The 13,523-nt window shown below is 70.2% G+C and carries 14 protein-coding genes; 8 read left to right on the top strand and 6 right to left on the bottom strand.

Annotation, left to right across the window (positions count from 1 at the left end):
* Positions 1 to 168 precede the first annotated feature (168 nt).
* Complete coding sequence (gene nagZ / locus JQX13_RS06990) at positions 169 to 1,278, top strand: beta-N-acetylhexosaminidase (protein WP_203408274.1); 1,110 nt, start codon at positions 169 to 171, stop codon at positions 1,276 to 1,278.
* A gap of 17 nt (positions 1,279 to 1,295) precedes the next feature.
* Here the strand turns inward: nagZ and JQX13_RS06995 are convergent, their stop codons facing one another.
* The 5 genes from JQX13_RS06995 to JQX13_RS07015 form a co-directional block, all read right to left on the bottom strand.
* Positions 1,296 to 1,703 (bottom strand): hypothetical protein, encoded by a 408-nt coding sequence (locus JQX13_RS06995; protein ID WP_203408275.1) that lies wholly within the window; start codon positions 1,701 to 1,703, stop codon positions 1,296 to 1,298.
* Positions 1,704 to 1,852: 149 nt separating this feature from the next.
* Positions 1,853 to 2,281, bottom strand: a complete 429-nt coding sequence (locus JQX13_RS07000; RefSeq protein ID WP_203408276.1) for a hypothetical protein — start codon at positions 2,279 to 2,281, stop codon at positions 1,853 to 1,855.
* A 172-nt stretch (positions 2,282 to 2,453) separates the two neighbouring features.
* Positions 2,454 to 3,008 carry a hypothetical protein gene (locus JQX13_RS07005; protein WP_203408277.1) on the bottom strand — a complete coding sequence of 185 codons (555 nt, stop codon included), beginning with the start codon at positions 3,006 to 3,008 and terminating at the stop codon, positions 2,454 to 2,456.
* 155 nt (positions 3,009 to 3,163) lie between these two features.
* Positions 3,164 to 3,766: a thioredoxin-dependent thiol peroxidase gene (gene bcp, locus JQX13_RS07010; protein ID WP_203408278.1), complete on the bottom strand. Its 603-nt coding sequence runs from the start codon at positions 3,764 to 3,766 to the stop codon at positions 3,164 to 3,166.
* Positions 3,767 to 3,819: 53 nt separating this feature from the next.
* Positions 3,820 to 4,191 carry a hypothetical protein gene (locus JQX13_RS07015; RefSeq protein WP_203408279.1) on the bottom strand — a complete coding sequence of 124 codons (372 nt, stop codon included), beginning with the start codon at positions 4,189 to 4,191 and terminating at the stop codon, positions 3,820 to 3,822.
* A 52-nt stretch (positions 4,192 to 4,243) separates the two neighbouring features.
* Between JQX13_RS07015 and JQX13_RS07020 the strand changes: the two genes are divergently transcribed.
* A complete protein-coding gene (locus tag JQX13_RS07020) occupies positions 4,244 to 4,900 on the top strand; it encodes a hypothetical protein (RefSeq protein ID WP_203408280.1) in 657 nt (218 codons plus the stop codon).
* A 40-nt stretch (positions 4,901 to 4,940) separates the two neighbouring features.
* Here the strand turns inward: JQX13_RS07020 and JQX13_RS07025 are convergent, their stop codons facing one another.
* The gene (locus JQX13_RS07025; protein ID WP_203408281.1) at positions 4,941 to 6,266 is read right to left on the bottom strand and encodes a response regulator; all 1,326 of its coding nucleotides are present in this window, start codon (positions 6,264 to 6,266) and stop codon (positions 4,941 to 4,943) included.
* A gap of 96 nt (positions 6,267 to 6,362) precedes the next feature.
* Here JQX13_RS07025 and JQX13_RS07030 point away from each other — a divergent pair, with 96 nt between their 5' ends.
* The 6 genes from JQX13_RS07030 to JQX13_RS07055 all read left to right on the top strand — a co-directional run bounded on the left by JQX13_RS07030 (position 6,363) and on the right by JQX13_RS07055 (position 13,283).
* A complete protein-coding gene (locus JQX13_RS07030; protein ID WP_203408282.1) occupies positions 6,363 to 6,743 on the top strand; it encodes an MXAN_6627.5 family MYXO-CTERM protein in 381 nt (126 codons plus the stop codon).
* Positions 6,740 to 7,780 (top strand): class I SAM-dependent methyltransferase, encoded by a 1,041-nt coding sequence (locus tag JQX13_RS07035; RefSeq protein WP_203408283.1) that lies wholly within the window; start codon positions 6,740 to 6,742, stop codon positions 7,778 to 7,780. The genes JQX13_RS07030 and JQX13_RS07035 overlap by 4 nt, the downstream gene beginning before the upstream one ends.
* Positions 7,781 to 7,882: 102 nt before the next feature.
* On the top strand, positions 7,883 to 9,178 hold the full coding sequence (locus tag JQX13_RS07040; RefSeq protein ID WP_203408284.1) for a UbiA family prenyltransferase: 1,296 nt from the start codon (positions 7,883 to 7,885) through the stop codon (positions 9,176 to 9,178).
* A gap of 19 nt (positions 9,179 to 9,197) precedes the next feature.
* Entirely contained in the window at positions 9,198 to 10,526 is a 1,329-nt protein-coding gene (locus tag JQX13_RS07045; protein WP_203408285.1) for an FAD-binding oxidoreductase, read from the top strand.
* 12 nt (positions 10,527 to 10,538) lie between these two features.
* Entirely contained in the window at positions 10,539 to 11,276 is a 738-nt protein-coding gene (locus JQX13_RS07050) for an SDR family oxidoreductase (RefSeq protein ID WP_203411909.1), read from the top strand.
* 207 nt (positions 11,277 to 11,483) lie between these two features.
* The gene (locus JQX13_RS07055; protein WP_203408286.1) at positions 11,484 to 13,283 is read left to right on the top strand and encodes a methyl-accepting chemotaxis protein; all 1,800 of its coding nucleotides are present in this window, start codon (positions 11,484 to 11,486) and stop codon (positions 13,281 to 13,283) included.
* Positions 13,284 to 13,523 lie beyond the last annotated feature (240 nt).

Consider the following 13,523-nt stretch of genomic DNA (forward strand, 5'->3'; position numbering starts at 1 on the left):
ATCGGGCTCGAAGCCCCACCGGCAGGGGAGGCACGGCTGGCCCGCTCGGCTCCCCTCCGGCCCAATGCGGCATTCCTGACGGACGGGCAGGCAGCCACGTGTGGGGGTGGGCATCCGCCGCGCTCTTTCCTCCCCGCGAGGGGGAGGGCGTGCGAAGGTATCGCCCCCATGAGCAACGCCCTCTACCGAGACTGTGCCCGGCTCTTCATGGTGGGCTTCCCCGGCCCGCGCATCGACGACGACTTCGCCGCGCTGATGGATGACGGCATCTTCGGTGCCATCCTCTTCAAGCGGAACGTGGGGACGGCGCAGGAGACGGCCGCCCTGTGCCGCGACATCAAGTCACGCGCGCGCCGGCCCTTCATCCTCTCGGTGGACCAGGAGGGCGGACGCGTGGCCCGGTTGCGTGACGTGCCCTTCACCACCCTGCCCCCCATGCGCGAGCTCGGCCAGCGCGGAGACCTGGTGCTCGTGGAGCGCATGGGGCGGCTGCTCGCGCACGAGCTGCGCGCGGTGGGCTTCGACTGGGACTTCGCGCCCGTGCTGGACGTGGACACCAACCCCACCAACCCCGTCATCGGCGACCGCAGCTTCAGCCGCGACCCGGACGAGGTGGGGCGCATGGGCGTGGCGCTCGCCCGGGGCCTGGAGGCCGGTGGCGTGGCCTCGTGCGGCAAGCACTTCCCCGGGCATGGAGACACCACCTCGGACAGCCACCTGACGCTGCCCCGGCTCCCGCATGACATGGAGCGCCTGCGCCGCGTGGAGCTGGTGCCCTTCCGTGCCTTCGCCCAGGCGGGGCTCGCCTCGTTGATGACGGCGCATGTGCTCTTCGACGCGCTCGACCTGAAGGTGCCCGCCACCATGAGCCACCGCGTGCTGCACGGCGTGCTGCGCGAGGAGCTGGGCTTCGACGGCGTGCTCGTGAGCGATGACCTGGAGATGAAGGCCATCGCGGACCACTACTCGGTGGAAGAGGCCGCGGTGCAGGGCACGCTCGCCGGGGTGGACCTGTTCCTCGTGTGCCACCAGGCGGACGTGCAGCGGCGGGCCATCGAGGCGCTGGTGCGCGCGGTGGAGTCCGGCCGCGTGCCGCGCGCGCGCATCGAGGAGGCCCACCGTCGACTGGCCCGGCTCGAGGCGCGCTTCGCGCGCGGCCCCGAGGACCGGCTGGCCACGCTCGGCGACGCCCAGCACCGCGCGCTCGCCGAGGGGCTCGCCAGCAGCTTCAGCGGGAAGGATCCCACCGAGGTGATGCTGGCGTCCCGTCCCGTCTGACCGGGACGCCGGACTGGCTACTTGCCGGGAACGCCGGAGGGAACGCCGCTGGAGGGAGTCGGGGTATTGCCGCCCTGCACATCGGTGCCAGCCCCCGTGACGCCCCGGCCCTTGGTGCCCGTGCTCTGACTCCCCTCGAGGCCCGCGCCGCCCGTGCCCGCATCCTGGGTCATGACATCACCCTGGGTGCCCTGGGCTCCTTGCCGCGCGTCCTCGGAGCCACCGAGCCCCTGATCCTCGAGGCTCACGCTTCCCGAGCCGCCCATACCGCTCTGCTCCTCGAGGCCCACGCTGCCCGAGCCGCCCGTCCCCATCTCGTTCTGCGCTTCGTCGCCCCCCCGATTGGTGTTCGTGCACCCCGGGAACAACAGCGAGGCCGAAGCCAGCGCCCCCACCACCAGCCACCTGCGAATGTTTCCGCGCATGTTCGCTCCTCCATTCCGGGCAACCGTCATCGACAGCCCGGTGAATCCAGATGTGTCCAGACCTCGGGTAGACCCCTCCCGTGACGGCGGGATCGGCCGGCACCGCACGGCCCCCGCGCCATCGCCGGGAGAGGACTCCGCCTCTGGCGCTAACGGCGCAGGGGCTCGCGGGGCTTCTGGGTCGCGTCCGCGGGCTCGAGGTTCTCCCCGGGGAGACTCCGAGCGGCGGGCTCGTCATTCGCCGGCGCGATCATCGTGCTCTCGGGACCCTGGGCCTCGTACGCTGCGCCACTGCCCCCCATCCCCTGCTGTCTCCGTTGTTCGATCAGGGCACGTTCCCCGAGGTCGAACGGCAAGGAGCGGCCCGGAGTTCCTTCCGCCTGGGGCGTCCGGGGATCGATGCTGGTGGGGATGTCCTTGATGGTGCCGTTGTAGCCGACCTGGACCGGATTCCGGACGAAGCCGGGCGAGAAGGATTCGTTCCCAGGATGCTGCGCGGACTCACAGGCGGAAACCAGCCACGCGGCCGAAGCCAGCGCCCCCAACACCCCCCACCGTTTGAAACCTCTGTCGTGCATGTCGTCTCCAGGAACCGTGTCCGGCGCGCCCGCCTCTCGCGAGGTGCGAGGGCGGAGCACGCCGCCCCTTGAGGGATGGCCACCCGGATGATTCCCGACTACCAGGCGGGTTTCTGGCGAGGGCCCGCTCGTCCGGCCGCCCTCCAACGCGGGAAACGGACGGATTCGGGCGTTACCGCGTCAGGTTCTCCCCTTGTTGGCCGGAGGTTGACGACTGGCCCTGTTCCCGCGTGGGGACCTGGGGAGGCGCCTGGAGGCCCGCCGCCGGTTCCCGCCACCGTATGGGGCCCGAGGCGAGGCCGGAGCCCAGCTCGACGGCGTAGGTGCCCTGGATCCAGGCGCCATTGGGGCCCGCCCGCAGCGGATTGCCCGTGCCGAGCGGCATGAACATCAAGCCGCTGTACTGGGGCGGCGGGTACGGGACGCGGAAGTCCTGCCGCAACCACTGGTCTCCCTGAGCATGGGTGCGCTGCGGGTGGGCGAGCTGCGCACCAGGCGACGCTTCACCAGAGCCGCCCGTGCCCGGCACCTGCTCGTTGGTCTCGAACAACGAGGAGCTGGAGACGAAATGGGAGCGAGCCCTTCCCGTCTCGTCCTGGGCCTGCTCGGAGTAGTAGTCCTCCTGGGCCGTCATGGCCCATTTCCGCCCGGCATCGTTGCACCCGGTGAGCAACGCCCCCGTGGCGAGCACGCTCACCACTCCCAGCTTCACACCCCTCTTCGACATGACCGCCTCCCTGTCTTCGTCCGTTCCTTATGGACAGGGGTGGTCATGCGAGCGGGAGGCCGGTAGCGGCGAGCGGGTATGCGAGGGGACGAGACCCTCACCCCGTCCCTCTCCCAGGGGGAGAGGGGGTGGATGCTCCCTCACCTTCCGGGGGACTACTTGCGGCGCGCCGGGGCCTTCTTCGCCGGAGTCTTCTTCGGGGCGGCGATCCTGGCGGCCGGAGCGGCCTTCTTCGCCGGGGCCTTCTTCGCTGGAGCCTTCTTCTGGACCGGCTCGCCCTCTTCCGCCCCCGCGCCTCCCTTCAACGTCTGGAGGATGTCCTGCACGTGGCCCTGCACCTTCACCTTGGGCCACACGCGAGCCACCTTGCCCTCGGTGTCGATGAGGAACGTGGCGCGCGTGATGCCCATGAACGTCCGGCCATACAGCGACTTCTCGCCCCACACGCCATAGGACTCGGCCACCTGGTGCCCGGTGTCCGCGAGCAGCGGGAAGGGCAGCGAGAACTTCGTGGCGAACTTCTGGTGGCTCCGGGTGTCATCCGGCGACACGCCCAACACCACCGCCCCGGCCTCCTGGAGCGCCGAGTGCTCGTCCCGGAAGTCACACGCCTCCCGCGTGCAGCCCGGGGTGTCGTCCTTCGGGTAGAAGTAGAGGACGACGTTCTTCCCCCGGAGCTGGGAGAGCTTCACGTCGTTGCCGTTCTGGTCCTGCAGCTGGAAGTCGGGAGCCGGGTTGCCTGTCCGCGGAATGGGCATGGTGCGCGCTTGGATAACCCATCCCCGCGGCTGCGCAAGCCCGACTTTTCCGGTCACCTCGGGTGGGCGTGTCCGTCCATCGGATGACCGTGCTCGTCCAACGAGGGAGAACCACCATCCGGCACACCTGGCCTCGACAGGGGCCGGCGTGGCGGCGGAGTGCTCCGGAGCTCGCGCAGGACGGCGAGCCGCCGCTCTGCCTCGGGCCTCGCCTTGGAGTCTCGCGGTACGGACTCCAGCTCGGCGATGACGGCGTCCCAGGCCGGGTCCCTCGGAGGGACACCGCGCTCGACCAGGGCGGCGTAGCTCGCCTCGGCGCGGGCGAGCCGCTCGGGCCCCTCGTCCTTCCGGCAGGCCCCCCCGGCCAGCACGAGGCCCACCAGGAGCGGCACCAGGGCCAGACGTTTTCGGTAGATGAGCGACATGTGCAACCCTCCTGCTGGCCTCGGACACCAAGGGGGGGTAGGGTGTACCCTCGTGTCGCCCCTCTTCTTCGCATTCCTGATTGGTCTCGGCCAGGGCCTGCTCCACGCGGTGGGGCCGGACCACTGCGCCGCCATGGCCACGCTCGGCACGCTGGGCCCGTCCCGCCGCCGCGCCACCCTGCTCGTCGCGCTGCGCTTCGCCGTGGGACACGCGGCGGTGCTCGGTGGAGTGGCCACCTTCTGCCTCCTGGCGGGCGTGGGCCTCTCCGAGACGTTCGAGCGCTGGGCGGAGGTGTTCGGCGGCGTGGTGCTGGTGGCGCTGGCCGTCACCGCCTTCCTCTTCCCCAACGTGCTGCGCCACGGCCACCCCCACCTGCCCGGTCACACGCAGGAGCCCCACTCCCACATGCATGACTCGCACATGCATGACCGGGTGAGCACCGCCGCTGGAGCCCTCATGGCCGTCAGCGGGGTGCGCTCGCTGCTGCTGGCCCTGCCCCCTCTGCTGGTGGGCGGCAGCCTGCAGTCCTCCGGGTGGACGTACCTCCCCGGTTTCGCGTTCGGCATCCTCGTGGGCATGGGCGCGGTGGGCCTCGTCTTCGCCGAGGGCCTCTCCCGCCTGGGCTCGGAGCTGGCCGAGCGGCTCCAGCGCGTCGTGGCCGTGGGCTCCGCCGCGCTCGGCCTCTTCTGGATCGTCAGCCGCCTCTGAGCGGCCCGGTGAGGTGTCACCCCCGCCGGGGTGGCACCCGCTAGCTGCGCTGCTCGAGGATGCCCAGCGACATCATCGCCACCAGGTAGCCGTAGACGACCTGGTCTGGGCGGTTGGCGTAGGCGAGCAACTCCCCCACGGTCCGGTTGCCGTCGATCCTCGGCAGCAGCTCCGCCTCCCACCGCTCCAGCTCCACCTCGTGCAGCTGATAGGCCGGGGCCACGGAGGGGATGAGCCGGTCCTCGGGCCGCAACATGCGGCGCAGGCGCTCGGGCTTGTAGAGCTTCTTGATGCCCCGGACGATGAGGTTGGCCGGGTGCACGTCCAGCTTGATGGACTCGGCGGAGGCCTTCTCCTTGAAGCTCATCACGTAGGTGCCGTCCTCCCACGAGAAGAGCGAGTAGATGATGGCCTTCACCTGCTGGCCCACGTAGTACAGGCGCTCGGTGTCCTTGAGCAGGCCGCGCTCCACCAGCACGTCACCGGTGCGCCGGTTGCTCGCCGAGGCCACCGCCGAGGCGTCCTCGAGCTGCTCGGGTTTGATCTTCCCCACGCGCACCAGGAACTGGCCGAAGCGGTCCGCCAGCAGGTTGGAGAGGGCGAACACCGGGGTGCCGCGCTCGAAGTAGACGACCTTGCGCACCTTGCCGCGCTGCACACCCAGCTCGCCCGTCTCACGCGACAGGTAGAAGGCGGTGAGGAGCGAGGGCAGGTTGTCCTTGAGCTCGCCGCGGCGGTGGCCCGGGGAGCCCGCGCCCACGGGGAGCGGATCCGGCGGGCGGCCCGGCACGGGCGGGCGCACCAGGGTGGCCGACACCTTGTGCAGGGGCGTGGCGGTGAGGTTGGCGCCGCGGATTTCGGCGGTGAGGTTGTCGCCGCCCGTCACCTTGATGCGGCCCGTCAGCTCCATCGCGTCCTGGGGGCCCTCCTCCTCGACGTCGATGTCGAGCTCCACGTCGAAGTCGTCCTCCGTGGAGGCCGGGGGCGCGGCCGTCTTGTCCACGGGGGTCAGCTTCTGCACCGCCTCCAGCAGCTTGGCGGCCTCGAAGGGCTTCTCGAAGTAGCCGGCGGCCGCGTACTTCTGCCGCGCCTCCATGGCGTGCTTGCCGCCCTTGAAGACACCGGTGATGAAGATGAGGGGGAGCTGGGGCTGATCCTTCCGCAGCGCGTCCGCCAGGTGGTAACCCATCATGTCGGGAAGCAGGATGTCGAGTACGGCCACGGCGGGCGGCTGGGCCCGGGAGACCTCGACCGCCTGCTTGCCCTTGCTCGCTCCGACCACCTCGTAACCTGCGTCTTCGAAGAGCTGGGTGAGGAGGGTGAGCAGCTCCTGGTTGTCATCGACCACGAGGATTCGGGGGGCCATCGCGGGCCCACCCTACCAAAAGCCCGAGCTTCCGTAAGAGCTTGTCTTCCCAATGGGTGCATCCCGCCCGCCGGGCGGATAGGTTGGGAGCGCTCCATGAAGATCGCCCCCCCGACCCGTAGCATGTTGTCGCGCCTGGCCCTCTCACTCACCCTGCTCCTGCCGGTGGCGGCCCGAGCCCAGGACGGGGGCCGTCCGGACTCGGGCATCCTGTACGACGTCCCGGACGCCTCGGTGGGCAACGGGGGCGCGGATCGTGACAACCCCGAGGCGGATGACTCCACCGGCCGGCCCGGCGGGGCCTGCCGCACCAGCGGGGACTGCGCGGCGCGCTTCAGCTGCTCCCAGGGCCAGTGCCGCTACACGGGCATCCGACAGGCCGAGCGCGTGGGCTGCCTGCTGGGCCCTGAGGACACACTGGCGGTGGTGGGGCTGGGACTGGTGGTGGCCGCCCGGCGTCGCCGGGAGGGACGATGAGGCTCGGGCTCAAGGCGGACAACCTGTTGGAGCGGGTGGCGGACTGGCTGAACCTGGCCCCCCAGCCGCTGGCGCACGCCTTCTTCGGGATGATGGCGGCGCGCACGTTGATGGCCGGGGAGCGGCTGGGAATCTTCTCGGCGCTCGCGGACGGCTCGGCCACGGTGGAGGAGCTGGCGGCGCGGCTGAAGCTGTCGCCGGAGGGCACGCGCGCGCTGCTGGAGGCGCTGGAGGCGTGCGACGCGGTGGAGCGCAAGAAGGGCCGCTACCGGATGGCGGACCGGGCCCGGCGCTGGTTGGATCCGCGCTCCCCGCAGTACGTGGGAGGCTTCCTGGACTTCAACTACACCCAGTGGGAGTGGTGGAGCCACGTGGAGGAGGCCGTGCGCACGGGCGAGGCGGTGGACATCCACCACTTCTCCCCGGACGACCCGCGCTGGCGCTCCTACATCCATGCCATGCACCAGATGGCGCGGCTGTCGGCGCCCGAGGTGGTACGCGCCATCCCGCTGCCCCGGGGAGCGCGGCACGTGCTGGACCTGGGAGGGGCGCACGGCTGGTACGCCGCGGAGCTGTGCCGCCAGAACCGGGGGCTGAAGGCCACGGTGCTGGACCTGGAGGGGAGCGTGCGGGTGGGGCGGGAGATCATCGCCCGAGCCGGCCTGTCGCACCTGGTGACGCACAAGGAGGGAGACATCCTCACCTCCGAGCTGGGAGGCCCCTACGACGCGGTGCTCCTCTTCCAGGTGGTGCACCACCTGACGCCCGCGCAGAACGTGGCGCTGCTGCGCCGGGTGCGCACGGCGCTCACGCACAAGGGGACGTTGGCGGTGCTGGAGTACCTGCGCGAGGACGAGGAGAAGCCCCCGAGCGCCGCTCCGCTCATTGGCCTGCACTACTTCCTCACCTCGAAGGCGGCCGCCTACACGCCCGCGGAGGTGGAGGGCTTCCTGGACGACGCGGGCTTCCGCATCGAGAGCAGCAAGCCGGTCCGCCACCTGCCGCTGCAGACGCTCCTCATCGCCCGCCCCGAGTGAGGGGGCTCGCCTGCTCCCTGGCTGTCCGGAAGCTCGCGAACACTCTCCCCACACAAAGGGTGCGGTGGGCCCCCGCTGCGCTACCCTGCGGCGCCGCCACCCATGTTGACCACCGCCCCCACCCCACCGGAGTCTCAGGACGCGACGCCGCTCGCCGTCGACCTGGACGGCGTCCTGGCGCGCACGGACACGCTGCACGAGGCGCTGCTGCGGTTGCTCAAGCGTCAGCCGTACCTGGCTCCGGCGGTGGTGGGGTGGAGCCTGAGAGGGCGGGCCTTCCTGCGGGCGGAGGTGGCACGGCGGGTGGAGCTGGACGTGACGCGGCTGCCCTATGACGAGGTGCTGCTGTCGCGCCTGTCCGAGGAGCGGGCACGTGGCCGCCGGGTGGTGCTGGCCACGGAGGCGGATCGGCGGGTGGCGGAGGCGGTGGCCGCGCACCTGGGCCTCTTCGACGCGGTCCATGCGAATGACAATCCCCTCGGCGGCCCTCGCGAGGAGGTGCGCCGCTCCGGGCCCACCCGGTCGCTCCCGCGCACGCTGCTCAAGGCGCTGCGGGTGCACCAGTGGGCCAAGAACGTGCTCGTCTTCGTGCCGCTGCTCGCCGCGCACAAGGGCCTGAACGGGCCGCTCCTGCTCCAGGCGCTGCTGGGCTTCCTCTCCTTCAGCCTGTGCGCCTCGAGCGTGTACGTGCTGAACGACCTGCTGGACCTGGATTCGGATCGCAAGCACCCCACCAAGCGCAGGCGGCCCTTCGCGGCAGGAGACCTGTCGGTGCGCGCGGGGCTGTGGTTGGCGCCCCTGCTGCTGGGGGCCGGAGCGGTGGTGGCGCTGCTGCTGCCGCGCGAGTTCCTGGCGCTGCTGGGCACCTACTACGGGATTACGCTGGCGTATTCGCTGTACCTCAAGCAGGTGATGATGCTGGACGTGCTGGTGCTGGCGGGCCTGTACACGGTGCGCATCTTCGGTGGCTCGCTGGCCGTGGGCGTGCCCACGTCGAGCTGGCTCTTCACCTTCTCCATGTTCCTCTTCCTGTCGCTCGCGCTGGTGAAGCGGCTGAGCGAGGTGCGGCGGCTGCGGCTGGCCAACGAGTCGGCGGCACCGGGGCGCGGGTACGAGGCCGGGGACTACGAGCAGCTGGCCATGCTCGGCGTGTCGAGCGGCTACCTGTCCGTGCTGGTGCTCGCGCTCTACATCACCAGCAAGGAAGTGACGGCGCTCTACCTCCACCCGGAGCGCTTGTGGCTGCTGTGTCCGGTGATGATGTACTGGGTGGGACGGGTATGGCTGCTGGCGCACCGCGGCCTGGTGAACGAGGACCCGCTCGTCTTCGCGCTGAAGGACAAGGTCAGCTACGCGGTGGGGCTCATCGCCGCCGGCGTGCTGCTGGCCGCGACATGAGGGAGTAACGGACGTGGGGATGGAGCTGAATTCCTGGGGCAGGTACCCACGCGTGACGGAGCAGCGGGCGCTCCCGGTCACGTGGACCACGGAGCCCCTGCCGCGACCGGCCGGAGGCGGCTCGCTGCTGCCATATGGGCAGGGCCGGAGCTACGGTGACTCGTGCCTCAACGCGGGCGGCTCGCTGCTGACGACGGCGCGGCTGGACCGCTTCCTCGACTTCAACCCGGCCACGGGCGTGCTGCGCTGCGAGTCGGGCGTCACGCTGGACGCCATCCTCCGGCTGGTGTCGTGGCAGGGCTGGTTCCTGCCGGTGACGCCGGGAACCAAGTTCGTGAGCGTGGGCGGGGCCATCGCCAACGACGTCCACGGGAAGAACCACCACCGGGCGGGCACCTTCGGACGGCACGTGCCGCGCTTCGAGCTGGTGCGCTCGGACGGCTCGCGACGTGAGTGCTCGCTGGAGCAGAACCGGGACTGGTACGAGGCCACCATCGGCGGCCTCGGCCTGACGGGGCTCATCACCTGGGCGGACATCCAGCTGCGGCGGATGAGCAACCCGTACATCCACCAGGAGACGATTCCCCTCTCCAACGTGGACGACTTCCTGAAGCTCGCGATGGAGTCCGAGCAGGACTACGACTTCACCGTGGCCTGGGTGGACAGCCTGGGGCGGGGTCGCAACCTGGGCAAGGGCCTGTTCTACCGGGGCAACCACGCGCCGCCGCAGTTCGACGCGGTGCCGCTCTCGAAGAGCCACCTGTCGCGCCGGAGCGGCCTGGCCGTCCCCTTCGACTTCCCGGGCCTCGCGATCAACCGGCTGTCGGTGGCGGCCTTCAACTGGCTCTACTACCACCGGCAGCGGCTCAACCGGACCGGGCTGGTGCACTACGATCCCTTCTTCTACCCGCTGGACGGGGTGCACCGGTGGAACCGCATCTACGGGCGCCGGGGCTTCCTGCAGTTCCAGTGCGTGGTGCCGGCGAACGACGCGGGCACGGCGGCGTTGAAGGAGATCCTCGATCGGGGCGCGCGAAGCGGCATGCCGAGCTTCCTCACGGTGCTGAAGATGTTCGGCGACGTGCCCTCGCCGGGGATGATGAGCTTCCCGAAGCGGGGCATGACGCTGGCGCTGGACTTCGCCAACCGGGGGGAGCGGACGTACCGGCTGGTGGAGGAGCTGGACCGGGTGACGCGCGAGGCGGGCGGGCGGGTGTACCCCGCGAAGGACGCGCGGATGAGCCCGGAGAGCTTCGCGGCGTACTACCCGGAGCGCGAGCGCTTCGCGAAGTACGTGGATCCCGCGTTCTCCTCATCGTTCTGGCGCCGGGTGAACGGCGCGGGATAAACCAACCCCATGATGAAGAAGGTTCTCGTCCTCGGCGCCACGAGCGCCATTGCCCAATCCACGGTGCGGCTGCTGGCCGCGCGGGGCGCGGCGCTGTACCTGGTGGGCCGCAACGCCGAGCGGCTGGACGCGGTGGCGAGGGATGCCCGGACGCGGGGCGCTTCCAAGGTGGAGACCGAGGCGTTGGACCTGGACGACCTCGCCCAGCACGAGGCGCTGGTGGAGCGCGCCACGGTGGCGCTCGGGGGGCTGGATGGGGCCCTGCTCGCCCACGGCATCCTCGGCGACCAGGAGGCGGCGCAGCGCTCGTTCGCGGAAGCCGAGAAGGTACTGCGGACGAACTTCCTGAGCGCGGTGTCGCTGCTCACGCCGCTGGCCAACCGCTTCGAGGCCCAGAAGGCGGGGACGCTGGTGGTCATCTCCTCGGTGGCGGGAGACCGGGGCCGGCAGAGCAACTACGTGTACGGCGCCTCCAAGGGCGCCCTGAGCGTGTTCCTCCAGGGGCTGCGCAACCGGCTGGCGCGCTCGGGCGTGGCGGTGGTGACGGTGAAGCCGGGCTTCGTGGACACGCCGATGACGGCCGACGTGAAGAAGAACGCGCTCTTCGCCACGCCGGACAAGGTGGCGCGAGGCATCGTCCGGGCGGCGGACGCGCGCAAGGACGAGGTGTACCTCCCCGGCTTCTGGGGCCCCATCATGTTCGCCATCCGCGGCATCCCCGAGCGCGTCTTCAAACGCATGAGGCTGTGACGCGCGGCTCAGACCACCAGGTCCGCACAGGGGGCTGGCGAGCGGTCAGCCTCCTCACGGCAAGTGTGGGTTACGCCACGGGACGACCCCGGCCCCCCTTCGCGCCCTGGTGGACAAAGATGATAGCGTTGCACCCAGAAGGCGTGGCCGGCCCCCAAGGCAGCCGCGTATATCGCCCGCGTCACCGATCCGCCCCGGGCCCCTACCATGGCGTTCTCCAATCCGATGAGCAGCAGCCACCGCTCCCTGCCCGGACGCATCGATGCGCTCTTGCGCTCGTGCGCGATGCCACTGGCCCCCTTCCTGGCCTACCTGGTGGGGATGGTACTCGGGCTGCAAGGTGACCAGCTCTCCCAATCCGTCCTCTGGCTGCTGCCGCCCACCATCCTCGTCTGGGGCGTGCTCTACCCGCCGCTGCTCATCCACTACCTGCACAACAGCGCCATCCAGTCGATTCCGGGCGAGCCCCCCGGAATGCGCCTGGGCCGCCTCCTGAAGCTGCCCTGGCGCATCGCCTTCTACGTGCTGCCGGGCTCCTACGTCTTCGGCGCCATCTTCTTCTGCACCGGCGTCTGCCTGTGGTTCGACAAGAGCCTGTGGCTGGTGGTCTGGGGCACCGCCATCGCGCTGTCGCTCAGCCTGCTGCTGTCCTTCCCCGCCGGCATCGTCATCGAGCGCTGGATGCAGCCCCTGGCCCTCGAGGAGCAGGCGAGCCACCCCCACCTGCGCGTGGTGGGCGGCGGCTTCTTCTGGGTGCGCCAGTCCTGGTTCCTGCCCTACGCCTTCGTCGTCTGCGTGCTGTCGCTCATCGTCCTGGGCGGCCTCACCGTCGCCGTGCAGACCGGCAACGTGCAGCGCCGCTACATCGAGGACCTGCAGGCCGCCGGGCAGCACCAGGCCGCCTACATGCTCGAGGATCTGGGCTCCTCCCTCCTGTCCGAGCTGAGCATCCCCGTGGCCGTGCTGGCCGTCTTCCTGCTCACCCTCGCCACCGTCTCCGCGTGGATGCTGGCGCGCCGCCAGGAGCAGGGCTCGCTCGCGGTGCTCAAGGCCATCGAAGGTCTCTCCGTGGGCAAGGTGCGCCCGCCCCAGTGGGTGTCCACCGACGAGATTGGTGACCTGGCCTTCGGCCTCAACGCCGTCGTCCTACAACTGAGCGCCCTGCCCCGCACCCTCCAGCAGTCGGCCGCCCAGCTCGTCGAGGCCGGCGCCACCCTGCGCCACGCCAATGACGATCAGCGCCGCGCCCTCATCACCCAGGCCACCGCCATCCAGGAGACCAACGTCACCGCGCAGGAGATCAAACAGACCTCCGACCTCACCGCGCACCGCGCCCGCGAGGTGCTGCACGTGGTGCGTCACGCCGAGGAGCTCAGCCGCGCCGGCACCCAGGCCATCGAGCAGACCATCGCGGGCTTCAGCGCCATCCGCGACTCGGTGTTCGCCATCCGCGGCAAGATGGAGCGCCTGCAGGCCAGCGCCGTGCAGATCGGTGAAATCACCCAGACGGTGAAGGACCTGGCCGACCAGTCCAACATGCTCGCCCTCAACGCCGCCATCGAGGCGGTGCGCTCCGGCGAGCACGGCAAGGGCTTCGCCGTCGTGGCCCGGGAAATCCGCCTGCTCGCGGATCAGTCCATCCGCGCCACCACCCGCATCAGCACCATCCTCGACGAGGTGGGCAACGCCATCGGTGACGCCGTCGCCATGACGGACGTGGGCGCCGCCCAGGTGGAAGGCGGCCTCGGCAAGGTGAAGACATCCGGCGACAGCCTGCGCCAGCTCTCCTTGATGGTGAACGAGAGCTCCGCGGCCGTGTCTCAAATCACCTCCGCCGTGAGCCAGCAGAACGCCGGCTTCGCTCAAATCTTCAACGCCATCGCCGACCTGTCGCGCAGCATGGATCAGGCCATGGACCGGCTGGAGTCCACGCAGGAAGCCGCCGAGACCCTCCAGAAGGTCTCCGGCCAGGTCAGCCAGGTCGCAGGCCAGTACCATGTCGAATAGTCGATGGAGAGACCCTCCCGCTGGGCAGGTCTTTCCGGGCTTTCCATATTTTCAGCCGGTGCACACGATGCTTTCTGCCCGGCCGGGGAAGCCCCCTCCCTCGGAAGCGCGGATGAACTGACGTGTAGGCAACACTCCGCGTTAATACTACATTGCTGTTCTAGTAGGAATTTCCTGATTGACCGGGCATGCCTCGTATCTGTAATATTCTGTCATTGCTGCAAGGGGGGGCCACCACGC

Source organism: Archangium violaceum, assembly GCF_016859125.1.
Taxonomy (GTDB): Bacteria; Myxococcota; Myxococcia; order Myxococcales; family Myxococcaceae; genus Archangium; species Archangium violaceum_A.